Genomic DNA, 19,868 nt, shown 5'->3' with positions numbered 1-19,868 from the left:
GCACTGGTCACAGTGGCGCCGCCGCCATCGACACCGCACCCGTCGCAGCCACTACCCGCCGCCGAGGCCACCGGCCCCGTAGGCCCGCCAGGGACTGTCTGCAGTAGTGATCAAGACGGGCTTTTGAGTCCCGTCGGGAGCGGTGCTCCAGAAGTCGCGGTCAGTTCCCCTTGAGCAGTCGCACGCTGGCCGCAACTTCTGTCACGTCTGGGTGCAGTTCCCTTGAAGGGAAGGGTTGCTGTCACCCAGCCAAGCGACCCGTCGAAAGCATGGTGTCGGCGCTGGTTCGCAATGTGCGTGGTCATCGTCGGCAACGCATGGGGCGCTCCGAGATGATCAACCCCCTTGATCATCGAGTTTCCCTCTCGCGTTGCTCGAGCCACTCGAGGTACCAGGTGCGGAAGGTGTGGCGGTTTCCCCTTGCATCAACGTATTCGAAGGGCGGGTTGACCGCGCAGTCCCGGTCACGAAGTTCCCCGCGATGCGGGCCGACGACGATGAGCCAGCCGGTCATCCCGCATCCGTTGTCGCTGATGGGGATCGCGCCCCGCCCGCGCTCCAGGTGCCAGATGCCGTCGCCGGCGTCGCCGAATACCTTGCGGTAGTCGTCCCGGTAGTCGTCGTCTTCGTCATGGGTGGTGGGTTCGTACCCGGCGGCGCGAAGGGTCGCTATCTGCTGGTCGGCCCAGTCTTCCGTCTCGACGAACGGCCCGCTGGGATCCAGCAGCCAGGGATGGGACTCGTCGTTGTCCCAGACCCATCCCCATGTCCCGTCGATTCGGCGCAACGACATGAGCTTGAGTGCCGGCCCGGGGCCGCCAGCTCCGACCTCCGCCAGAAACGTGCGGTACCCGTCGGGGAGCGCGACACCGTACTGTGCTTCGACCTCGGCGATCTCGTCGGGCGTCAGGACAGGTTCGAACGTCGGGTCTTGAGACGGCCCCTGGCCACGGGCACGACGCTCAGCCTCCTCAACTGCGATGACGCGTTCCCGGACTCTCGACCAGTCCATCTGCGTGTTCATGGCTCTCCTATCGACGGCGAGCACGGAGGTTAGCGCCTGCCACCGACATCCGACCTCCATCTGGGCTGTGCTCGATGCTGCTCGTCACTACCGTGGTGGTGGGTGAGGGGTGGCAGATGGGCTCGCTGTTCGAGGAGTTGGAAGCCCGCGAGGCAGCCGCTCGGGCTCGGGTGGAAGAGCTGGAAGCCCAGCTTGCTGAGCCGTCGGGGAAGCATGAGCTGGCCCGTGATGGGCTGGAGCGCCTGCGGATCACGCGGGAGACGGTTGCCGAGGCCCTCGCGGAGATGACCCCGGAGAAGGCGGTGGTGGCCGTTGAGGCCGGGCAGCCGACCGCGGGTGAGCTGGTGGCGTCAGCGTATGCGGGGGCCGAGCGGCAGGTCACTGGAGCAGGTCAGCCGCCGCACCCCCGGCTTCCACCCCTGGCAGGATCCGCACTGGCTTGTCCACTGCAACGACGCGGCCGCCTTCATCGGCGAGGTCGGATACACCGAACTGGCTGCCCGCCCCGAGGCACTCGACCAGCTTCGACTCGGCCTTCAGCCGGGCGGTTGGCATGACGCATCCCGGCTCGAGGACTTCCTGACCCACCTCTGGCAGGGCGCAAGCGCCATGCTCTCCCGCTGCACCACCTGCGGCACCCACCTCGCCTACGCCGACGCTTCATAGCCACGGCCCAGCTCAGCAGGCGCGTTTCCTTCAAAGGAGCCGCACCCGTCACGTTTTGGGCACCCTTGATGGTGCCGACAGCGGGGACCGGCCCTCAACCGAGTACATGGTGCTGCGCGCTATTGCATCGTTGCGTCCAACTCCACGTTCGCTGAGCAGTCCATGAACCAGTGAGCGCGGAAGTCCACCGGCATCGGGATCAGGTGCTGCGGGTCGGTGAGATGACGGAACAGGTACTCCGTGGCCGTGCAGTCAAACCGTTTGCCTGCCTCCGGTTCGTCTCCGGTGACGTAGACGGGCCACCGGTCGGGGTCGGGGCCCTCGGTGATCCAGTGAAACAACTGCTCGTGCTCGTTGCCCATCCAGGTCACCAGCCTGTCCGGGGCCGGGAACGGCGGATGCGGCTCCCAGCGCGCCTGTCCCAGGCTCGCCGCCAACGCGGTGGTCTTGATCAGCCGGTCCGGCATGAACACGTCGTGGAAGCCGTCGAACATGCCGTGGCCGAACGTCTCGACGAGCGCCTTGTAGTCGCTCGGTAGGGGCGTGGCCAGGCGGGACTCGACTGCCGCCCAGTCGACCTTGAATTCCCTCCCCGGCGCCCAACCGGTCACGGCGACGAGCCTTTCCAGCCAGGATGCCTCCGCGGGCAACTCCTTTGAGCCCGGTGTGCTGCGTAGGGCGACCATGAGGGCGGGCCGGGCGTCCCCACCCCGGCCGGTCTGGCCGAAGGCAACCCACCGGTTACTGAACGGCCAGGCATACCGCCAGTCGACCTGCCCCGACAAGGGCAGCGGCGGCAGTCGATCGGCGCCGGCGAACGGCTCCCCGTACCGGTCGGAAAGGGTCTCAAGCATGCTGCTCAGGTCGGCACGGTGCGAGACGGAAAGGCAGACATGGCCTGCCGCATGACCGTGTTCGCGGCAGGCCAGCTCACGGAGATCCGGCCACAGGATCTCGGCCACGGCGGTCAGGAGCTGTTCGTCGTCCATCCCGTAAGTCAAGCATCAGGGGACTGTCCGCGGTTGCGGTCAGAGTCGCGTTCTTGGCCCGGCCGGGGTCTGGGTGCGGTAGTACGTAAGCGTGACGCGTGATCAACTCACAGAGGAGCAGTGGGAGTTCATCGTCCCCCCGTTACTGCCGGTGGGCAGGTCTGGCCCGTACCCCGAGCAGCTGCCCAAACCAGGGCGATGGGCGCAGTCCAGCCACATGAGCACCGAGGCCCACCCGCCAGGTGACGGGCATAGGCCGCTGCCCTCCGCAACGGCCGTTCACCCATGCCAGTTGAGTACGAGTGCTCAGGCAAGCCGTCCGGATCCGCTCATAGCGTCCACCCCATGCACATAGACCACGCTGCTCGCGCCCCAGTACTCCGAGTCGGCATCACCGCGGTGGCCTCCTGCCTGCCGGAGTCCGAAGTGACCTCTCAGCAACTGCAGGAGCAGATCGCCGCAGCCTCCGGGCTTCGGCTGCCGACGCAGATCATCGAACGGGTCACCGGGATCACCTCGCGCCGCGCGGTGATGGAGAGCGAGTACGCCTCGACGCTCGCGGTGCGGGCGGCACGCACGGCGCTGGCCCGGGCCGGGCTCGCCCCGTATGACGTGGACCTGCTGGTGTTCGCCTCCGCCACGCGCGACGTGGTCGAACCGGCGACCGCGCACATCGTGCAGGCAGAGCTCGGGTCCCGGGCGCACGCGCTGGACGTCACGAACGCGTGCAACAGCTTCGTCAACGGCATCGACTCGGCGCGGGCGTTGATCCTCGCCGGCCGCGCCCGCCGTGCTCTGGTCGTCACCGGGGAGACCCCGAGCCGGGCGGTGCGGCACACCCCTTCCGACCCCGGCCAGCTCCGGGACGGGTTCGCGGGCTACACCTTCGGCGACGCGGGAGCCGCGGTCGTCCTGGAGGCGGTGGACCGGGGCGGCATCCTCGACGTGGACACCGAAACCCACTCCGAGCACTGGTCGGTCGGGGGCATCTTCGGCGGCGGCTCACGGCACCCCCGCGGGGACGAGCACACGTACTTCCACGGTGACGGCAGCGAGCTGCGCGAGGTGTTCGAGAAGGTCGGCACGTCGGTGCTCGACCGGATGCGGCAGCGCACCGGGCTGGCATGGAGCGACTTCCGGCACATCCTGGTGCACCAGGTCACCGTGCCGTACCTGGAGCGGTTCGTGGAACTGACCGGCGTCCCCCGGGAGCGGCTCGTCGTCACCGTCCCGGAACTCGGCAACATGGCCAGCGCCACCCTGGGCGTGCAGCTCGACCTTGTCCACGAGCGGCTGCGTCCCGGTGACCGGGTTCTGTTCGTGGGCTTGGGCGGTGGCGTGAGCATCATGACGATGGTCTGGGAGAAGGCGTGAACTCGCTGTGGGTGGTGGTGCCGGCGCACCAGGAGGCCGCGCGCATCGGCGCCACGCTGGACGCGCTCGCGGCTCAGCACGACCGTGACTTCACCCTCGTCGTGGTGGACAACGCCTCGACCGACGGCACCGCGGCGATCGTGTACGACTTCGCCCGCTGGGCGCCCTTCCCCGTCCACGTCCTCAGCGAATCGGAGAAGGGTGTGGGCTGCGCGGTGGACACCGGCTTCCGGTACGCCATCGACAACGGCGCGGCGCTGCTGGCCCGTACCGACGCCGACTGCCTGCCGCGCCCCGGCTGGACGGCCGGCGCCCGGGCCGCCCTGCAGTGCGGCGCGGGCCTGGTGTGCGGACGCATCGACGCGCGTCGGGACGAGCACGGACCGCTCGGACGGGCGGCCTTCCGTGGGCTGGTCCGCGTCGCCGCGTTCTTCGGCCGGGTACGCCCCGCCCACCACCCCCGCCACGGCTACCTCGCCCCGTACCGGATGCACGCCGGCAACAACATGGCCATCACCGCGGCGCTGTACGAGGCCGTCGGCGGGATGCCGCGCCGCCCTTCCCCCACCGACCGGCTCTTCCTGAACCGGGTGCGCCGCCACACCAGCGCGATCGTCCACGCCCGCGACATGGTGGTGGAGAACTCCACCCGCCGACTGCGCGCCTACGGCATCCTCGGCACCGCCCGCTGGTACCTCGACAAAGGCCCGGGCCGTCACGGAGAGGACCCCCGCTGATGCTCGATACCCTCGCCCACGCCCTGCGGCGCCACCCCGACCGGCCCGCCGTCCTCGGCACCACCCGTACCGGGGCCGTACGCACCAAGGCCACCTACGGGGACCTGGCCGACCTGGCCGAGCGCTACGCCGCCACGCTGCACGCACGCGGTCTCGGACGAGGCGGCACCGTCGGGGTCGCCGTCCGGCCCGGGCCCCGGGCGCTGGCCGTGATGCTCGCCGTGCACCGGCTCGGCGCACGGATCGCGGTGCTCGATCCCGGCGCCGGACCGGACGTGCTGCGCGCCCGGCTTGCCCTGGCCGGCCCCGACGTCGTTCTCGCCGACGCCATGGCCCAGGCCGTCGCCGGGTGGGCCCGGCCGCTCGCCCGCCGCGCCCAGTTGGCTCTGCCGGACCTCGCGGAGTTGGGTCCGGTGGTCACGGTCGGGCCCCGACTGCCCGGCTGTGCCCCCACTCTGGACGCCGACGTGCGGGCCGTGCGACCGCCGCGTCCGGTGGACGAGGACGGCGACGCGGTCATCGTGTTCACCTCGGGCACCACGTCGCGGCCCCGCGCGGTGGTGCACACCCGCTCCTCGCTCACCGCCGGCATGGCCACGGTGGCAGAGCTGGTCCGGCCCGAGGCCGGGCGGCCCGTTCTCGGCGGCACGTTCTTCGTCCTCGTACCGTCCCTCGCGAGCGGAGCGCCGGTCGCGCTGCCCGCCCGCTCCGCACGCGTGCTGCCACGGCAGCTGCGGCGCCTCGCCCCGCAGGCCACGTATCTGACACCGCCGCAACTGCGGCGAGTGCTGGCGGAGGGCGGCCGGTTCACGGGGCGCGTGTGGACGGGATCGGCCCCGGCGAGCGCCGACCTGCTCACCCGGGTCAAGCGGGCGGGCGCCGACGAGGCGTGGGGCGTCTATGCGCTGACCGAGCTGTTCCCCGCCGCAGCGGTCGAGCAGGCCGACAAGGCCGCCTTCACGGGCGAGGGAGACCTGGCCGGCACCCCTCTTCCGGGGGTGGTGGCCAAGACGGACGCGTCCGGTGAGCTGCTGCTGTCCGGCCCCGCCGCCCGGAACCGCTACCTGGGCGAGGAACCGGACCCCTGGGTCGCCACCGGCGACCAGGCACGCCTCCACGGTGGCCGGATCGTGCTGGAAGGCCGCCGCAAGGACATGGTTCTGCGGCACGCGGAGAACATCTACCCGGGGTTGTACGAACCGGCGCTGCACGTACCCGGCGTCGAACTGGCCCTGCTCGTGGGCGTACCGGCCGGTGACGGCGACGAGCGCCTGGTCGCCGTCGTACAGCCGGGCCCGGGGGCCGACCGTGACACGCTGCGGGCAGCCCTGGCCGAGCCGCTCGAGCGCATGGGTTCCGCCCGGCCGGACGCGGTGCTGCTGGCCGGCATCCCGCTGTCCGGCCGCTCCTTGAAGCCCGACCGCGCTGCCGCCGCCCGCCTCGCCGCCCGGCGCCTCGCTGAGCGGAGCCGGGGATGACCCGGCCGGGCAACGCGCCGCTGTGGGCCGTGGTGCCCGCCTACAACGAGGAGGCCGGGATAGGAGCCACCCTCACCGCGCTCGCCTCCCAGACCGACACCGGCTTCGCCCTGGTCGTCGTCGACAACGCCTCCACCGACGCGACCGCCGCCATCGTGCGCCGCTTCGCCGCCACCGCGCCCTTCCCCGTGCACCTCGTCCACGAGGAGGAGCGGGGCACCGGTGCCGCCGCCGACACGGGATTCCAGTACGCCGTCGAACACGGCGCCGAACTGCTCGTGCGCACGGACGCCGACTGCCTGCCCGCCGCCGACTGGATCGCTGCGGCGCGAAGGGAGTTCTCCCGCGGCACGGAGATGGCCTGCGGCCGAAGCCTTCCGCGCCGGGACGAGGACCCCTCACTCGCCGAGCGGTACCTGCTCCCGGCGGTCGTCAGGGCGACCGCACTGTACGGGCGATACCGCACCGAGCACCGTCACCCGCGCTACCGAGCGCCCTACGTGCTGTGCCACGGCCACAACCTCGCCATCACGGCCACGCTGTACCTGCGCTGCGGAGGCACGCCCCGCACCCCGCTGGAAGGACCGCCGGAGGACGTCGTACTCCTCAACCGGGCGCGCGAGCACAGCGACCGGATCGCGCGGGCCGAACGGATGGTGGTGCACGCCAGCCTGCGACGCCTGAGGGCATGGGGCGCCCGCCGGACCCTGCTGTGGTGCTGGGACCGCCGCTACCGCCCCGCCGACCCACAGGAAGTGCACGTCCGGTGACCACCACCCCCGCCGCATCCGCCTTGCCCAGCAGCACATCCGCTGTCCGCGCGGCCCGCCGCCGCGACCGGCGCGTGTACACCCGATCCCACCCCGTGCTGTTCGCCCTCCTCGCCGCCACCCGCCGCCGGGCGGTGACCCGCATCGGCGGCGCGGTGCTGGTGCACGGCACGGAGACGTACCGGCAGGCCCTCACCCGCATCCCGCTGGACCGCACCGCGGCCGGCACCACCGGCGGCGCCGCCCGGGAACTGTCCGCGGGCGGGACGCTGTTCGACCAGGAGGGCATCGGTCACCGCGCCACCCGGCGCGCGGTCGCCGACGATCTCGGCGCGGCCGCAGTGGAGCGGCTGCGCCCAGTGTGGCGGGATGTCCTGACCCGCCGCCTCGCTCCGCTCGGCGCGGGACGCGCCGTCGACCTCGTACCACTGGCCCGAGAACTGGCCGGGGCCACCGTCTGCGCGCTCCTGCACACCACCGCGGACCCGGTAGGCATCGCCGAAGCGGCCGCCGAGGCGGCGGCCACCGCCGTACGCGACCACCTGCCCGGCCCCCGGCCGCCGGGCACCGCACGGGCGGCGGCCGCGGCGACGGCGCGGCTGGAGGCGCTGCTCGCCCCGGCCACGTCCGACAAGAACACGGGGTCGGCCCTGCGGGCCGTGCTCGCGGTCGCCGCCGTCAACACCACCGTCGCGGCCCTCCCACGCGCCGCCGCCTGGTGTGCCGACGCACGGCTCTGGGACCAGGCGGCCGACGACCGGCTGCGGCCCACCCTGGTCGGCGAACTGCTGCGGGTGATCGCCCCATCCCCGCTGCTGCCCCGCGTCGCAGCCGCCGACGCCGACCTCGGCGGCTGCCCGGTAGGGGCCGGGGACCGCCTGATCCTGGTGGCACGGCACGCCGCGCAGGCCCACAGCGACCCGCCAGACGCCCATCACCCGGCTCCGCCCGCCGTGGCCCAGCTCGTCTTCGGCGCCGGCACTCACGCCTGTCCCGGCGCACGCCTGGCCCGCGCACAACTCGACGACACCCTCGCCGCGCTGGCCCCCTACCGCCCCACCGTCCTGCGCACCCGCGTCGACCGGAGCGCGGCCCTGCCCGGCTGGCGGTCCCTCACCGTTCGGGCGGCTGACGACCACGCACACCCGGAGGACCGATGACCACGATCGCCGTCACGGGGGCGAGCGGCTTCTGCGGCTCCCACGTCGCAACCACGGCCGCCGCCCGCGGCGCCGACGTTCTGTGCGTCGGACGGCGTCCCGGGCCGGTCGGCCGGCACATCCCCTGGGACGCCGCACGCGAAGTCCCGGACCTGTCCGGCGCCGACCTCGTCGTGCACTGCGCGGCGGCGGTCGGCGACCCGGTGCCCCGCTCCCCCGCCGAGGCCGCGATGCGTGCCGTCAACGTCGACGGCACGGCCCGCCTCCTTCAGGCGGCCACCGGCCGACCGGTGGTGTGGGTGAGCAGCGCCAGCGTCTACGCGCCCGGGAGCGCCCGGTACCGGATCACCGAGGACCATCCGGTGCGCGGGCACCTGAACGCATACGGCCGCACCAAGGCCGCCGGAGAGGCGCTGGCGCTCGCCGCGGGTGCCGTGGTGCTGCGACCGCGGGCGGTATACGGCACCGGGGACCCGCACCTGGTACCCCGGCTGCTGTCCCGCGTCCGCCGCGGACTGCTCATGCTGCCGGGGCCCAGCGTCCCGCTCAGCCTGACGGCCGTCGAGAACCTCACCAACGCCTGCCTCATGGCCGCCGACTGGCCGCCTGGCGCGTACAACATCGCCGACCCGACGCCGTACGAACGGGACGAGGCGATCCGGACGGTTTTGCGTGCCCACGGCGTACGGGCGCGCATCGGCCACATCCCGCCGCCGGTGGCCCGTACCGCGGCGGGGGCCGCCCAAACGCTGGCGCGGCTGCGCCCGCACACGGAGCCGCTGCTCACCCGCTACTCCGTCGACCAGCTGGCGCATTCCGTCGTCCTGGACGTGTCCAAGGCCGAGTCCCAGGGGTGGACAGGCGGTCGCGTCCTCACGGACTACACGGCTGCCTTGCCGGCTAGGTGAACGGCCGCGACACGGCAGCCGCCCGTGTGAGCGGCGTTGCATGTGGTGGGTACGGCGGTTCTGCCCGCCAAGACCGTTCCTTCGTGGAGTTGCCCCCACACGCATCACAGCGGCCGCCCCCAATTGGGGCGGCCGCCGTCGGCCACCTGCTCCCCGCGGAATCCCCCGGCGCCGTCGCCACCGCCCTCGCAGACTTCCTCACACTCCTTCGGCACTGACCGCGCGAGGAAACGCTCGTCCTGCCGGGGCGGCCCACCGCAGCCCGCCCACCGTCCGAGCCACTGCGTTCAGATGCCTCCGGCCGTCCTCCAGCGCCTCCTCCGCGTTAGCCCTTCGCAGCCGAGCGGGTCGTCCGTCATTGCCCGCTACAGCAAAGTCGATGGCGTGCCGCTCGACCTCGTGGAGCAGGAGGCGATCTGGAACAGCAGTGTGGAGCCCTTGCGGTCGAGGTTGAGCTCAACCGGACGGCGTGACCGAGGACCACACGCCGAACCACTGCTCGGCGCCGTACTCCTCGAACCGCTCCGCCTCGGTGAACCCCAGCTTCGCCGCCAGGCGCCTCGCGCGGTCGTTGGCGGTCTGGGTGCAGAGCACCACCGGTTCGCCGGGAAGCGCGTCGGCGAACCAGTCGAGTGCCGCTGCGCACGCCTCGGCGGCGTACCCGCATCCCCACGCCTCCGGCAGGAACATGTAGCCGAGCTCAGCCTCCCCGGCATCCGAACGGACGTGACCCGGACGCTCCGCGTCGCGCCGATCGAGCGTGATCATGCCGATCATCGCTCCGTCGAGATCGACCACGAAGAGGCCAGAGCGCCGCCCGGGCACTTCAGGCACCGCGCGCTCGAGCTCATCACGCGGTCGAGGGCCACCGATGTAGGTGCCCACCTCTGGCGAGGCGAACAGCTCGATGAACGCCGCACGGTCCCGGGCCTCGGGTTCGCGGAGCACGAGCCGCTCGGTCCTGATCGGGGCAGGTGGCCAGGCGACGAGTCCGAGCTCAGTCATGCCGGCCAACCTAACCAGCAGGCTCGGCAGCGATCAAGACTCGCGAACCGGTCAACCCACCGGCCCAGGGCCCCACCCTCACCAACACCAACGGGGCCGGGTCCCGCAAGCCACGCCGGTCAGGAACGCCACCCGAAGGACCCGTGCCATCGAACTGTCCGCCGCACCTCACCGAACATCCCGGACACTCCGCGCCGCACAGCACGCGTCACCCGATAGGCGTGGCTCTGTACACGGCGTGTGCGGCCGGACCGGAGCCTCCCTCGGCACCTCGATGGCCGGACTGCAGTGGGCGATCACCGGCTACACCGTGGCGTTCGCGGCGCTGCTGCTGTCGGCGGGCGCGGCCGCCGACCGTTTCGGCGCGGAGCGGCTCTTCCGGTCCGGTATGGGCGCCGCCGCAGCCGCAAACACCGAGTGGTCACTGCTGCTGTCAGCTGGCGCCTGGCCCTCGCGGGGCTCGTCTTCGCGCTGACACACCCCACTGCCTCGCCCCAGTAAAAGACCCGAAGTGCCGTGCCACCGGCGGCCGGCAGTCGTGCAGCGGCCGTGGGCGAAGGTGTTCGAGCTGCTGCCGAAGCGGTGGGTGATCCGAGTGGGTCTTCGGCCGGCTGGTCCAGCACCGCCGGCCGGCGCGGGGACAGCCAACCCCTGCCGCAGAGATCCCGGAAAATGATCCACTGGGCGATGGCCGGCAAAGTGTCCCGCGAACTGACCGGAGAATCCGCGCCGACCTCGTGAATCCCCCGATGGCGCCGCCAACCGGGCTGCGGATGCCGTTGGCGGCGGGGTTCGGTCAGTTGCTCTTCCGGTAGTTCATGAACCAGTGGGTGTCGAAGTAGCGGGCCATCGTGAACGGATGGTGCGGGTCGATGAGGATGCGGCAGACGAACTCGGCGGCCTGGCAGCCGAATGGGACGTCCTCGCCGTCGAAGGACCGGACCACGACGGGCCAACGGTCGGGGTCGTCGCCGTCGGCCCTCCAGCAGTACAGGTCCTCGTGCTCCGTGCCCGCCCAGATGAGCAGCCCGTCCTCCCTGAGACCCGTCCACGGCTCCTGGTTCAGGCCCAGGAAACCGTCGAAGGCGCCCTGGCCGAACGTCTCGACCATGCGCTTGTAGTCGCTGGGCAGCGCGGTGCCCAGGCGTGACTCCACCTCCGCCCAGTCCACGTCCGGCCGCTGGGCGGGCTGTGTCCAGCCGGTGATCCGTATGAGCCGCTCCATCCAGTCGACATCCTCTTCCTCGTCCGGAGCGACCGCCAAGGGTTCTGGCACCTCCCTGTGAGCGACCACCAGCACCGGCCGCTCGGCCCCCTCGGCGTCCCGCGCCGTACCCGTGCCGACCCACTGATCCCCGTACGCCCACGCCCGTATCGTCACGGCCCGGTTCTCGAAGGGAACGAGGAGAGCCGCGCCCCTGGACTCGTCGACCGTCGGATCGGTGAAGCCGTCGAGGACGAGGGTGCGCGGGGCACCGAACCTGCTGCCGAGCAGGTCGGTCAGGTCCTGCGGGTCCAGGTCGCTGGGCAGGTACATATAGCTGTCCCCCGGGCCGAGTCGGGCCAGCAGGTCGGTGACGTCCGTTTGCGTGATCTCCATGGCGGACAGTGAAGCGCACGGCACTGACATTGGACGTGCCCGCGGACGCATCTGACCTCGATTCGGGAGGTGTCGGCCCCCCTTCGTTCAGCGAGTCCGCGGCATATGAGGGTCGCCGCGATGGCGGTGAAGGCGAGGAAGGGCCATCGCCGAGCTCAACAGCCTGCTCGCCCCGGGCGACAGTCGGCGCTGAGGGCGTGCCCGGCTTCGTCCCGCCCGGTGGCGGATCAGGGGCGTACAGGCCAAGTGCTGCGGTCCGTGAATGAGTTGCTCTGCTGGAAGTGGTGGAAACACTCCAAGACCGGCTCGTGGTCGTTGTCCCTTACGGGGCCACTGCCCGTGTCCGTCCTGTCGCAGACTTGCAGGACGTGGTGGCCCGGCTGGTCGCCGCGTCTTTCTCCCAGCCGAACCAAGGACTGCAATCGTGAGCGAGCGTGTTCTCACCCCCCGCAACCGGGGCTTCCTCTTCCTCGACTCCCATCCGGCGGGCTGCGAGCAGCTGGTGGCCGACATGTGGCAGGCATGCCCCGCCCCTGCCGGCCTGCCGGAGGGTGCCGGGCCGGTGGCCCTGATCATCGGCTCCTCGGCCGGATACGGCCTGGCGGCCACTCTCGCCGGGCTCAAGCGCGCTGGCATCCGCGGCATCATGGTCTCCTTCGAGAAGGCCCCCACCGAACGGCGTACCGCTACAGCCGGCTGGTACCGCACCGCCGCCACCGCCGACATCGCCCGCACCGCCGGTCGGGATCTGGTCTTCCTCAACGGCGACGCGTTCTCCGACACGATGAAGAACCAGGTCGCCGACCTCATCGAGCAGCGTTTCGGCGGCAGGCTGGACTACCTGATCCACTCGGTGGCCGCGCCCCGGCGCACCGACCCCGACACCGGCACCACGTACACCTCCGTCCTGAAGCCGATCGGCCAGGCGAACCGCACCAAGACTCTCTTTTTCGACGACCAAGGCGTTCCCGAGGTCCGCGAGGTCGAGACCGGGCCGGCCGAGGGCGACGATGTCGAGCAGACTGTGGCCGTGATGGGCGGTGCGGACTGGGAACGCTGGATCGACTCCCTGGCCAGTCGGGGCCTGCTCGGCGACGGCTTCGCTACCGCCGCGCTGTCGTACATCGGCTCGCCGCTGACAGCGGCGATCTACCGGCAGGGCACCATCGGCGCGGCCAAGGCCCACTTGGAGGCCACCGCCCGCGCCCTGAGCGAGCGGCTCGACAAAACCGTGGGCGGGCGGGCCGTGACCTCCGTCAACGGCGCCGCCGTCACCCAGTCCTCGACCGCCATCCCCGGCATCGCCCTGTACACCGGCTTGCTGCGCGGCGTCCTCGGAGAGGACCTGGTCCCGCCGGTACACCAGCTCGCTGCCCTGTGGGACCAGCTCACCGGTGCCGCCCCGCTCGCTCTGGACGACGAAGGCCGGATCCGCCTGGACAACTGGGAACTCACCGACGACATCCAGGCGGCCGTCGCCGAACGCTGGGAGGCCGCCACCACCGACACCATCGCCGACCTCGCCGACCTCGCCTGGTTCCGCGCCGAAGTCCAACGCCTGTACGGATTCTCCGTGCCGGGCATCGACTACACCGCCGCGGTCGCCACCGACATCCCCTGGCCCGGCCATACGCCCTGACCCCGGCGCCAAGAACCGCCATGCGAAACGCCCCGCGGAGCGGCCTCACTCCTGGAACGGGGCGCCTTCGCCTCGAAGGATTTGACGCCGATGGCGCTGTTTGGCCAGGAGTACGCGGCGGGCGTCGTCGTCGTGGCCGGCCTTCCGGTACCAGCTCGCCAACTGCTCATAGGGCTGGGGGCTGTAGCCCGGACTGCGTCGTATCCACGCCACGCGGTGGACGACGGAGTTCCGCCGCCCCACCGCCTCCCGACGCTCGCCTGCTTCGTCCATCTTGATGGAGCCGTAGACGAAGCCGTCCAGCTCCACCACGTCCGGCCGGCTGTGCTCGCTGTCGTGGAGGTAGGACACCTGCGCGCCTCGCAGGTCAACAGTGCCGGACGGTGGCCGGGCGAGGGTGAAGTCGAAGTCGACGGCCTGCATGAGCAGGGCGACCTAAGACGGGCCGTCGCCGCCGGACGGCCCGTTCAGGACGGCTCCTTCAAAGGTCAGGTTGTCCGTGATCCGGGCACCCCGCAGCCGTACGGTCCCGTTCGCGATGAACCCGTCGGACAAGTCGAGCGTCGAGGCCACGGCGTTGTCCAGGGCGAGCGTCACCCCGCGCCGGCCGGGGCCCACCAGGTGTGCGCTCCGCATGAACAATCCGCCCGGAAACTGCGCACCCAGCAGCCTTACTCGACCTCGCGCGACGAACCCGTCGTTACAGAACACACCGCCTTCCATGACCAGGCCGCCGGCGGCCACGGCCCACCCCCGGGCGCGCTGATCTCGGCCCCGTTGAGGAGCAGGCCGCCGGTCACCCGGGCGTCGCTCAGCGACAGGGCGGTGCTCACATGGTTGAAAGGCGAGGAAGCGAGGCTTTCCACGACGGAGCCCCGCAGGTCGAGGATTCCCTCGATGCGCGCCGAATCGGCTTCGATGCCCGGCACCTGGCTGCCCGTGATGACGAGCGTCTGAGTCGACGCTCCGAGAAGGTCCACCGACTCCTCGAACCAGCAGTCCTCGAGCCAGAGGGCGTGAGCGATCTGCGCGCCGGCCAGGTTGAGGCGCCCGGATATCCGCGCCCCGGCGAGCCTCAGGCACGCGACGGCGCCCGGTTGCGGGGGGTTCGCGCCCAGGAGGAGCGCCGTGATCACGGCGGCCCGAACCGTCCGTCCGGGGCTGGCAAGGTGGAGCAGGCAGCCGAACTGCAGGGCCCCGTCGGGGTCGAAGAGGATGCCGGCGATGCTGGCCAGGTACTCGGAGGCGTTGCCAGGGGCTCAAGGCGCGGTCCCCGCTCCGGGATACGGGTAGCGTGGCCGTGTATGGACGTTGAACTGATAGAAGGAGCGCCCGAGTTCGGGCGTCTGATCGCCCAGGCCGAGGAGACCGGCGAGCGCGTCCGGCTCACCGCGGACGGCGAGCCGGCGGGAGTGCTGCTGGCGGCGGCCGAACTGGCAGCACTGGAGTACTGGGCCGCACGTCACAACAAGGGCGCGCGGCCGCAGGACGAGCCGGCACGCGAGTACCCGCCGGGGCCGACGGCGTACGGGCCCTACATCGGCTACAGCCATCCGCACGGCGGGATGACGCTCACGCGGGGCCGGGTGGTCGTGGCCGAGCTGCGTGACGCCGAAACGGTGGCGAGGCTGGAGGAACAGGCGATGTACGGGCGTCAGGGGTACATGGGGCCGAAGCAGTCGGCGGCATTCGCCGAGTTCCTCGCCCGTCAGGCGCCGGTCGACGACGAGCACTGAACGGCGAACCGATCGGCCGGCACTCGCCGACGAGCGGTAACGCGGGGGAATTGCGGCCGGTTGGGCGATCGGCGGGGGCGAGGGTGGCGGTGATCGCGCCGAGTGCCTCGGTGAGGACGATCAGGACTTCGGTGGCCTGCGGTCATGACCGCGCCGGCTTCGTGTTCTTGGCCCTCATAGAGCCGGCGGTGAGCGAACACGATGTCCCCTACCCGCAGCACGGCGGCCGGGGCGATCCGTGCCAGGACAGCAGGGCTTGCCAGCCGTCGCCTGCGAGCATGTCTGTGGTGAGAGGCAGTGCTGCCTGCGCTGTTTGTGCGGTGTCGGGGGGCAGCTGTGCCAGGCCCGTACGACCGCGCAGAGGCGCTCGCGGCCGTGGCCGGCTACCGGACCCGCACGCGGACCGGCCTGCGTATCTGCTCAGCGCAGCACGGCCGACAGCAGGTCCGTGCCCAGTGTCGTCATCGCGGGCAGGTTGAGGGCGTAGTGGACGTAGCGGCCGTGCCGTTGGGCTGTCAGCAGGTCGGCTCGACGCAGGACGGCGAGGTGGCGGGAGACCTCCGGGGGTGTCAGCTCCCAGGCGTGGGCCAGCTCGCCGGTGGTGTGCGGGCCGCGAGCCAGGGTGCGCAGCAGGCGCAGCCGTACCGGATGGGCGAGCGCCTCCAGACGTAGCCCGACCGTCTCCAGCGACACCGGGTCCTGCGGGTTCGGTTCGGCCACGGGGTACTGCACCACCGGCTGCCACCCGAGCGCGTGGACCGCCACCAGGTGCGGACGGCCGTAGACGCTGGGGATGAAGGTGACCCCGGTGCCGTGGGCGGCGGTCGCTGTGTCCTGCAGCTTGTCCACGACGATGCAGTCGCCGTCCGGTGCCAGCGCGATGGCGCCGGAGACCGACGCGAGTGCCGCGCCGATGCCCTGGCGCGCCAGCAGGTCGGTCTTCAGGCGCAGGTCCGCGGCGAGCCGCGCGGCGACACTGGTCCACGCGGTGTCGAAGAAGGCCTCGGCGCACTGTTCGAGGGTGTGGCGCACCCGCGCCCGCACGGCGGCCGGGTCCGCGAGCAGCCGTTCCGCGAAGGCCTCCTGGAGCGCGCCGCGGGCCTGGGCCAGGTTCAGAGCCCGCTCGCGCGCAGTCGCGTCGGTGAGCGGGGAGGGCGCGGCGAAGTGGACCCGGCTGCTGCCACACGTGGTGACGAGCGCGGCGGTCACGTAGGTCTCGTCGTCGATCCGGTCGACGTCGTCCAACTCCTGGGCGAGGGTCTGCCGAGGGCGGGCGGGGACCAGGAAGTCGGCGCGCGAGGAACGCCAGAGGAACTCCGCCTCCTGCAATCGCTCGGCCAGCTCCGGTCGCAGCCCGGCCCGGACGTCAGCGGCCCAGCCGGCGAGCTGCGGGTGATGCCCGGGGACGGCCAGCACATGCAGCATCGCGGTCAGCTCGGCCAGCGGGGAGGCGGCGAACCGCAGCCGGTCGGGCGGCAGGCCGGTGATGTCGATGCGCAGCGTCATCCGTTCATCATCGCTGGCCGGATGGTCAGTGAAGGCGTCGGTTGACGGTGTCCGTCAACCGACGTGCCCCCGCCGGGCGGCCGAACGCACGGTGGGCTCCATGCCAGCCACCACCAAGATCCGGCCCCGCGCCCTCGTCCGTGCCTCCGGAGGCCCTCGCTACGCCGTCGCCCTGGCCGTGGACGCGCTCGGCACCGGCCTGCTACGACCCTTCCTGCTGCTGTACGGAGTGACCGTGCTGCGCCTGTCGGCACCGCTCACCGGCACCGCCATGACGGTGGGTGTCGTCGCAGGTCTGGTGTGCATGCCCGCGCTCGGCCGCTGGCTGGACCGGGGCGCGCGCAGCGCGGCCGTCGCGGCGTCGATGCTGGTGCGGGTGGCGGGCACGGCGCTCCTGCTGGCCGCCCCCACAGGAAACGTCTGGCTGTTCGCCACGGCGGCGCTCTTCCTCGGCATCGGCAACCAGGCCTGGCCGGCTGCCCACGCCGCCCTTGTGGCCACGGTCTCCCACGGCCGGGAACGGGACGCGGCGCTTGCGGCGGGCCGCGCCCTGCGCAACGCCGGCCTGGGAGTCGGCGCGCTCATCGCCACCGCCTGCCTGGCTGGCGGCACCCCGGCGTTGCAGGCGCTGGCGGCCGTCACGGGCCTCAGCTACATCGCCGCGGCGGCCCTGGCCTGGTCGGTCCGTGTTCACGCGGATCCGGCCGCGGACTCGACGCGGGAAAAGGACGACGAGCCCGCGACCGGCATGCGCGCCCTGCTCGCCGCCAACGTGATCTACGTCTTCTGCCTCAACGTCCCCGAAATCGCGCTCCCGCTGGTCCTGGTGACCCAGCTGCACGCGTCCCCGGTATGGTCGGCGGGCATCTTCGTGGCCAACACGGTACTGGTGGTCACTCTCCAGGTGCCGATCACCGTCCTGCTGTCCCGCTACTCCCGGCGGACCGTGCTCGCCCTCGCCGGCGTGGTCCTCACCGTGTCGTATCTCGGCTTCCTCGTCGCCGCCTCGCTGGACCGCACCTGGGCCGCCCCCGCCATCGCCGCGGTGTCCGTGCTCTGCACCCTCGGCGAGATCATTTACGCCGGTAGCGCCACAGCGCTGGTCACCGCCCTCGCCCCGGCCCACGTCCTGGGCCGCACCCTCGCCCGTTTCCAGCTCTCCACCGGCTTCGGCCTCGCCGTCTCTCCAGCAGTCATCACCGCTCTCGCCCCCCTCGGTTCCGCCGCCCTGTGGGGCAGCCTCGCCACTGCGACGCTTCTCTCCGCCTCCGCCGTCGCCCACTGAGCCCGATCCGCCCCGGAACGTTTGACCGGGCACGAGGACCGAGGACGTGCCAAGCGGACGGGGTCCACCATGAGGGGCCACATCCGCGCAGTGATGTCTGTGCAGGTGTCCCAAGGACCCGTGCGCCTGATCCCGGGTGACTTGGGCGTGGCACGTTGGGGAGGAGACCGGATGCCCGCAGGAGTAGCTGGCGTATGTGACACCGACGACTGTCGTGCTGCCGTCTGCCTGGCGGTCGAGACCGGCAATGACGGTGATGAACGCTCAGCGGGCGAGGTCTCCCAGATGGCGCGCAAGGCTGCCGAAGGCGACGGATGGGTGGTCGGCTTCGGCTTTGGCCGGCCTGTGATGACGTGCCCGGGATGCGCGGACGGCCGTGGGCCGGTCCTCGAGCGGGCCCTCTCCATGATCCAGCAGTAGCAAGCCGAACCGCACTCCGACCTCGATGCGGCGCCGCGCCGGCCGGCGCCGCGCTGCTGAAAGGGCACCGGTCACATCCAGATCGAAACGGCGTTCCCACTCGCCACTGCGAGGACCCCGCCGTCGTCGGAGAACGCAACACGGCAGGCTCCGTATGTCGTGAGCGTGGCCTCGTAGCTCAAGGCCGAGTAGTGCCACAAGCGCATGAGGCCGTCGGAGTATCCGCAGGCGATGGTCCTGCCGTCAGGGTGGAATGCCACAGACGTCGCCTGGGGGGTGTCGCGGTCGGTAGGAAGCGAGACGATGAGGCGGTTGCCCGGTATCTCGAACAAGTGGGCGGTGCCGAAGCCGCCGTCTCCAGCGAGAGAACGGCCCTCGACGTCCTCCCCGCCGACAGCGAGCATTCGGCTGTCCGGTCGGAAAGCCAGCGAGCTGACGAACCCGGTGTCGGCGAGGATCACCGACGGGAGCCCGGGCGCGAGCCGCACGACCTGGACGGAGTCGAACCCGCCGACGGCCAGCGTCTTCCCGTCCGCGGCCAACGCCAGGCAGCTGATGTAGGGATGTCGCAAGTCGAGGTCGATGGCACCGAGCCGCCGCTGCCCGGCCACGTCGAACAGATCCACCGCGCGGTTGGTGAGGTTGCAGGCGAGCATCGGCGCGAAGGGGCTGAACGCGACCGAACACGGTGTCAGGGCGGGGGACGACGACCACCTGGCGATGAGATCCCGTTCCCCGGTGTCCCACATGAGGACAGACCCGTGGTCGCACCCGCGGGCCAGGGTCTTCCCGTCGGGGGAGAAGGCGAGCGAGCTCAGTGCCGCACAGACACCTGTGTGGCCGGTGAGCGTGGCGATGTGGGAGCGGGTCCCGACGTCCCATAAGCGGACGGTGCCGTCCCGGCTGCCGCTGGCGAGCATCCGGCTGTCCGGGGCGAACGCCACCGAGTCGACCCGGTCGGTGTGGCCGACGAGGCTGAAAGACGGCTGGAGGCGCAGGGGTTGGGAAGGGGCGCCGGTCGGGTCGGCGGGAACACGCCTGTACTCCTGTGACTCCAGGTCCACCGGGGCGGTCCACGATTCCGTTGTCATCCGAACATTGTGCCGCCGATCGTCGAGTTGGTCATCGCGCGGTGTGTCAGCGCGCCGACCTATGTCATGATTCCCTGATCGCTCGCTGTCGGCAGGGGGAGGTACTGACGTGGAGAGCGAACCGCAGGAGTGGCGCGTGGTCATCACCTCGGCGTCGTCACGGTCGGCCGAGGTCGCCGAGGCGCTCCAGTGCGACGGTTGGGAGGACGCCGGCGGCTCCCTGGTCCTCGAAAAGCCCGCGCTCCAGTTCCGCGCCGCCGACGCCTCCGTGCTGGTCGCGACCATAGCCGCCGCCAGCTCGGCGCTGGTCACCTTGGTGTCCGCGCTCCTGCAGCGTGGCGCCGCCAAAGACGGCCGGCACATCGTCCTGGAATTCGACAACGTGAAGATCGACGTGCCCGCCGACATCAGGCCCGAGCAGCTCGATAAGCTGATGGAGCAGGTCAGCAGCAGACCCAACCGCATCATCCTGCCCTGAGG

General features: G+C 71.5%; 21 protein-coding genes. 12 read left to right on the top strand and 9 right to left on the bottom strand.

The annotated features are described in order from the left end of the window. Nucleotides 1–349: 349 nt before the first annotated feature. On the bottom strand, nucleotides 350–1,024 hold the full coding sequence (locus ACIBBH_RS17070; protein ID WP_399405276.1) for an SMI1/KNR4 family protein: 675 nt from the start codon (nucleotides 1,022–1,024) through the stop codon (nucleotides 350–352). A gap of 357 nt (nucleotides 1,025–1,381) precedes the next feature. Between ACIBBH_RS17070 and ACIBBH_RS17065 the strand changes: the two genes are divergently transcribed. After that, nucleotides 1,382–1,690 (top strand): CbrC family protein, encoded by a 309-nt coding sequence (locus ACIBBH_RS17065; RefSeq protein WP_399405274.1) that lies wholly within the window; start codon nucleotides 1,382–1,384, stop codon nucleotides 1,688–1,690. Nucleotides 1,691–1,809: 119 nt separating this feature from the next. Here ACIBBH_RS17065 and ACIBBH_RS17060 read toward each other — a convergent pair whose 3' ends face one another. Continuing rightward, nucleotides 1,810–2,679 (bottom strand): SMI1/KNR4 family protein, encoded by an 870-nt coding sequence (locus ACIBBH_RS17060; protein ID WP_399405272.1) that lies wholly within the window; start codon nucleotides 2,677–2,679, stop codon nucleotides 1,810–1,812. 345 nt (nucleotides 2,680–3,024) lie between these two features. Between ACIBBH_RS17060 and ACIBBH_RS17055 the strand changes: the two genes are divergently transcribed. Genes ACIBBH_RS17055 through ACIBBH_RS17030 form a run of 6 tightly spaced genes read left to right on the top strand, consistent with a single transcriptional unit; the run spans nucleotide 3,025 to nucleotide 9,106 of the window. Continuing rightward, nucleotides 3,025–4,053 carry a 3-oxoacyl-ACP synthase III family protein gene (locus tag ACIBBH_RS17055; protein ID WP_399405270.1) on the top strand — a complete coding sequence of 343 codons (1,029 nt, stop codon included), beginning with the start codon at nucleotides 3,025–3,027 and terminating at the stop codon, nucleotides 4,051–4,053. Then, nucleotides 4,050–4,790: a glycosyltransferase family 2 protein gene (locus ACIBBH_RS17050; RefSeq protein WP_399405268.1), complete on the top strand. Its 741-nt coding sequence runs from the start codon at nucleotides 4,050–4,052 to the stop codon at nucleotides 4,788–4,790. Before ACIBBH_RS17055 ends, ACIBBH_RS17050 begins: the two co-directional genes overlap by 4 nt. Beyond that, entirely contained in the window at nucleotides 4,790–6,268 is a 1,479-nt protein-coding gene (locus ACIBBH_RS17045) for an AMP-binding protein (protein WP_399405266.1), read from the top strand. The genes ACIBBH_RS17050 and ACIBBH_RS17045 overlap by 1 nt, the downstream gene beginning before the upstream one ends. Next, complete coding sequence (locus ACIBBH_RS17040; protein WP_399405264.1) at nucleotides 6,265–7,038, top strand: glycosyltransferase; 774 nt, start codon at nucleotides 6,265–6,267, stop codon at nucleotides 7,036–7,038. Before ACIBBH_RS17045 ends, ACIBBH_RS17040 begins: the two co-directional genes overlap by 4 nt. Next, on the top strand, nucleotides 7,035–8,198 hold the full coding sequence (locus ACIBBH_RS17035; protein WP_399405262.1) for a cytochrome P450: 1,164 nt from the start codon (nucleotides 7,035–7,037) through the stop codon (nucleotides 8,196–8,198). Before ACIBBH_RS17040 ends, ACIBBH_RS17035 begins: the two co-directional genes overlap by 4 nt. Next, nucleotides 8,195–9,106: an NAD-dependent epimerase/dehydratase family protein gene (locus ACIBBH_RS17030; protein WP_399405260.1), complete on the top strand. Its 912-nt coding sequence runs from the start codon at nucleotides 8,195–8,197 to the stop codon at nucleotides 9,104–9,106. The genes ACIBBH_RS17035 and ACIBBH_RS17030 overlap by 4 nt, the downstream gene beginning before the upstream one ends. Before the next feature lie 456 nt (nucleotides 9,107–9,562). Here ACIBBH_RS17030 and ACIBBH_RS17025 read toward each other — a convergent pair whose 3' ends face one another. Continuing rightward, a complete protein-coding gene (locus ACIBBH_RS17025) occupies nucleotides 9,563–10,111 on the bottom strand; it encodes a GNAT family N-acetyltransferase (RefSeq protein WP_399405258.1) in 549 nt (182 codons plus the stop codon). A gap of 238 nt (nucleotides 10,112–10,349) precedes the next feature. On the opposite strand from ACIBBH_RS17025, the gene ACIBBH_RS17020 reads away from it, so the two are divergent. Further along, nucleotides 10,350–10,586, top strand: a complete 237-nt coding sequence (locus ACIBBH_RS17020) for a hypothetical protein (protein WP_399405256.1) — start codon at nucleotides 10,350–10,352, stop codon at nucleotides 10,584–10,586. 321 nt (nucleotides 10,587–10,907) lie between these two features. Here the strand turns inward: ACIBBH_RS17020 and ACIBBH_RS17015 are convergent, their stop codons facing one another. Continuing rightward, nucleotides 10,908–11,711 (bottom strand): SMI1/KNR4 family protein, encoded by an 804-nt coding sequence (locus tag ACIBBH_RS17015; RefSeq protein WP_399405254.1) that lies wholly within the window; start codon nucleotides 11,709–11,711, stop codon nucleotides 10,908–10,910. A 424-nt stretch (nucleotides 11,712–12,135) separates the two neighbouring features. On the opposite strand from ACIBBH_RS17015, the gene fabV reads away from it, so the two are divergent. Beyond that, a complete protein-coding gene (gene fabV, locus ACIBBH_RS17010; RefSeq protein WP_399405252.1) occupies nucleotides 12,136–13,350 on the top strand; it encodes an enoyl-[acyl-carrier-protein] reductase FabV in 1,215 nt (404 codons plus the stop codon). A gap of 45 nt (nucleotides 13,351–13,395) precedes the next feature. Here fabV and ACIBBH_RS17005 read toward each other — a convergent pair whose 3' ends face one another. From ACIBBH_RS17005 to ACIBBH_RS16995, 3 genes are read right to left on the bottom strand one after another with little or no spacing between them, the layout of a single operon-like run. Continuing rightward, nucleotides 13,396–13,773, bottom strand: coding sequence for a hypothetical protein (locus ACIBBH_RS17005; RefSeq protein WP_399405250.1), 378 nt, complete (start codon nucleotides 13,771–13,773; stop codon nucleotides 13,396–13,398). A gap of 12 nt (nucleotides 13,774–13,785) precedes the next feature. Next, on the bottom strand, nucleotides 13,786–13,986 hold the full coding sequence (locus ACIBBH_RS17000) for a hypothetical protein (protein ID WP_399405248.1): 201 nt from the start codon (nucleotides 13,984–13,986) through the stop codon (nucleotides 13,786–13,788). Between the two features lie 35 nt (nucleotides 13,987–14,021). Then, nucleotides 14,022–14,486 (bottom strand): hypothetical protein, encoded by a 465-nt coding sequence (locus ACIBBH_RS16995; RefSeq protein WP_399405246.1) that lies wholly within the window; start codon nucleotides 14,484–14,486, stop codon nucleotides 14,022–14,024. Between the two features lie 168 nt (nucleotides 14,487–14,654). Between ACIBBH_RS16995 and ACIBBH_RS16990 the strand changes: the two genes are divergently transcribed. After that, nucleotides 14,655–15,086, top strand: a complete 432-nt coding sequence (locus ACIBBH_RS16990; protein ID WP_399405244.1) for a type II toxin-antitoxin system Phd/YefM family antitoxin — start codon at nucleotides 14,655–14,657, stop codon at nucleotides 15,084–15,086. A 420-nt stretch (nucleotides 15,087–15,506) separates the two neighbouring features. Here the strand turns inward: ACIBBH_RS16990 and ACIBBH_RS16985 are convergent, their stop codons facing one another. Then, on the bottom strand, nucleotides 15,507–16,592 hold the full coding sequence (locus ACIBBH_RS16985; RefSeq protein ID WP_399405242.1) for a DUF5937 family protein: 1,086 nt from the start codon (nucleotides 16,590–16,592) through the stop codon (nucleotides 15,507–15,509). A gap of 100 nt (nucleotides 16,593–16,692) precedes the next feature. On the opposite strand from ACIBBH_RS16985, the gene ACIBBH_RS16980 reads away from it, so the two are divergent. Beyond that, nucleotides 16,693–17,877: an MFS transporter gene (locus tag ACIBBH_RS16980; protein WP_399405240.1), complete on the top strand. Its 1,185-nt coding sequence runs from the start codon at nucleotides 16,693–16,695 to the stop codon at nucleotides 17,875–17,877. A gap of 491 nt (nucleotides 17,878–18,368) precedes the next feature. On the opposite strand, the gene ACIBBH_RS16975 is transcribed toward ACIBBH_RS16980, so the two are convergent. Next, the gene (locus tag ACIBBH_RS16975; protein WP_399405238.1) at nucleotides 18,369–19,388 is read right to left on the bottom strand and encodes a WD40 repeat domain-containing protein; all 1,020 of its coding nucleotides are present in this window, start codon (nucleotides 19,386–19,388) and stop codon (nucleotides 18,369–18,371) included. Nucleotides 19,389–19,497: 109 nt separating this feature from the next. Between ACIBBH_RS16975 and ACIBBH_RS16970 the strand changes: the two genes are divergently transcribed. After that, nucleotides 19,498–19,866, top strand: coding sequence for a hypothetical protein (locus ACIBBH_RS16970; protein ID WP_399405236.1), 369 nt, complete (start codon nucleotides 19,498–19,500; stop codon nucleotides 19,864–19,866). Nucleotides 19,867–19,868: the final 2 nt, after the last annotated feature.

This window comes from Streptomyces sp. NPDC051636, from assembly GCF_044453765.1.
Classification (GTDB): domain Bacteria; phylum Actinomycetota; class Actinomycetes; order Streptomycetales; family Streptomycetaceae; genus Streptomyces.
Note: the sequence above shows the minus strand (reverse complement) of the source record. Positions and strands in the feature narration are given on the sequence as shown.

What these genes read in the sequence shown, in the direction of transcription:
- ACIBBH_RS17070 (WP_399405276.1), bottom strand. Translation starts at nt 1,024, where the DNA reads ATGAACACGCAGATGGACTGGTCGAGAGTCCGGGAACGCGTCATCGCA.
- ACIBBH_RS17065 (WP_399405274.1), top strand. Translation starts at nt 1,382, where the DNA reads ATGCGGGGGCCGAGCGGCAGGTCACTGGAGCAGGTCAGCCGCCGCACC.
- ACIBBH_RS17060 (WP_399405272.1), bottom strand. Translation starts at nt 2,679, where the DNA reads ATGGACGACGAACAGCTCCTGACCGCCGTGGCCGAGATCCTGTGGCCG.
- ACIBBH_RS17055 (WP_399405270.1), top strand. Translation starts at nt 3,025, where the DNA reads ATGCACATAGACCACGCTGCTCGCGCCCCAGTACTCCGAGTCGGCATC.
- ACIBBH_RS17045 (WP_399405266.1), top strand. Translation starts at nt 4,790, where the DNA reads ATGCTCGATACCCTCGCCCACGCCCTGCGGCGCCACCCCGACCGGCCC.
- ACIBBH_RS17040 (WP_399405264.1), top strand. Translation starts at nt 6,265, where the DNA reads ATGACCCGGCCGGGCAACGCGCCGCTGTGGGCCGTGGTGCCCGCCTAC.
- ACIBBH_RS17030 (WP_399405260.1), top strand. Translation starts at nt 8,195, where the DNA reads ATGACCACGATCGCCGTCACGGGGGCGAGCGGCTTCTGCGGCTCCCAC.
- ACIBBH_RS17025 (WP_399405258.1), bottom strand. Translation starts at nt 10,111, where the DNA reads ATGACTGAGCTCGGACTCGTCGCCTGGCCACCTGCCCCGATCAGGACC.
- ACIBBH_RS17015 (WP_399405254.1), bottom strand. Translation starts at nt 11,711, where the DNA reads ATGGAGATCACGCAAACGGACGTCACCGACCTGCTGGCCCGACTCGGC.
- ACIBBH_RS17005 (WP_399405250.1), bottom strand. Translation starts at nt 13,773, where the DNA reads ATGCAGGCCGTCGACTTCGACTTCACCCTCGCCCGGCCACCGTCCGGC.
- ACIBBH_RS17000 (WP_399405248.1), bottom strand. Translation starts at nt 13,986, where the DNA reads ATGCGGAGCGCACACCTGGTGGGCCCCGGCCGGCGCGGGGTGACGCTC.
- ACIBBH_RS16990 (WP_399405244.1), top strand. Translation starts at nt 14,655, where the DNA reads ATGGACGTTGAACTGATAGAAGGAGCGCCCGAGTTCGGGCGTCTGATC.
- ACIBBH_RS16985 (WP_399405242.1), bottom strand. Translation starts at nt 16,592, where the DNA reads ATGACGCTGCGCATCGACATCACCGGCCTGCCGCCCGACCGGCTGCGG.
- ACIBBH_RS16980 (WP_399405240.1), top strand. Translation starts at nt 16,693, where the DNA reads ATGCCAGCCACCACCAAGATCCGGCCCCGCGCCCTCGTCCGTGCCTCC.
- ACIBBH_RS16975 (WP_399405238.1), bottom strand. Translation starts at nt 19,388, where the DNA reads ATGACAACGGAATCGTGGACCGCCCCGGTGGACCTGGAGTCACAGGAG.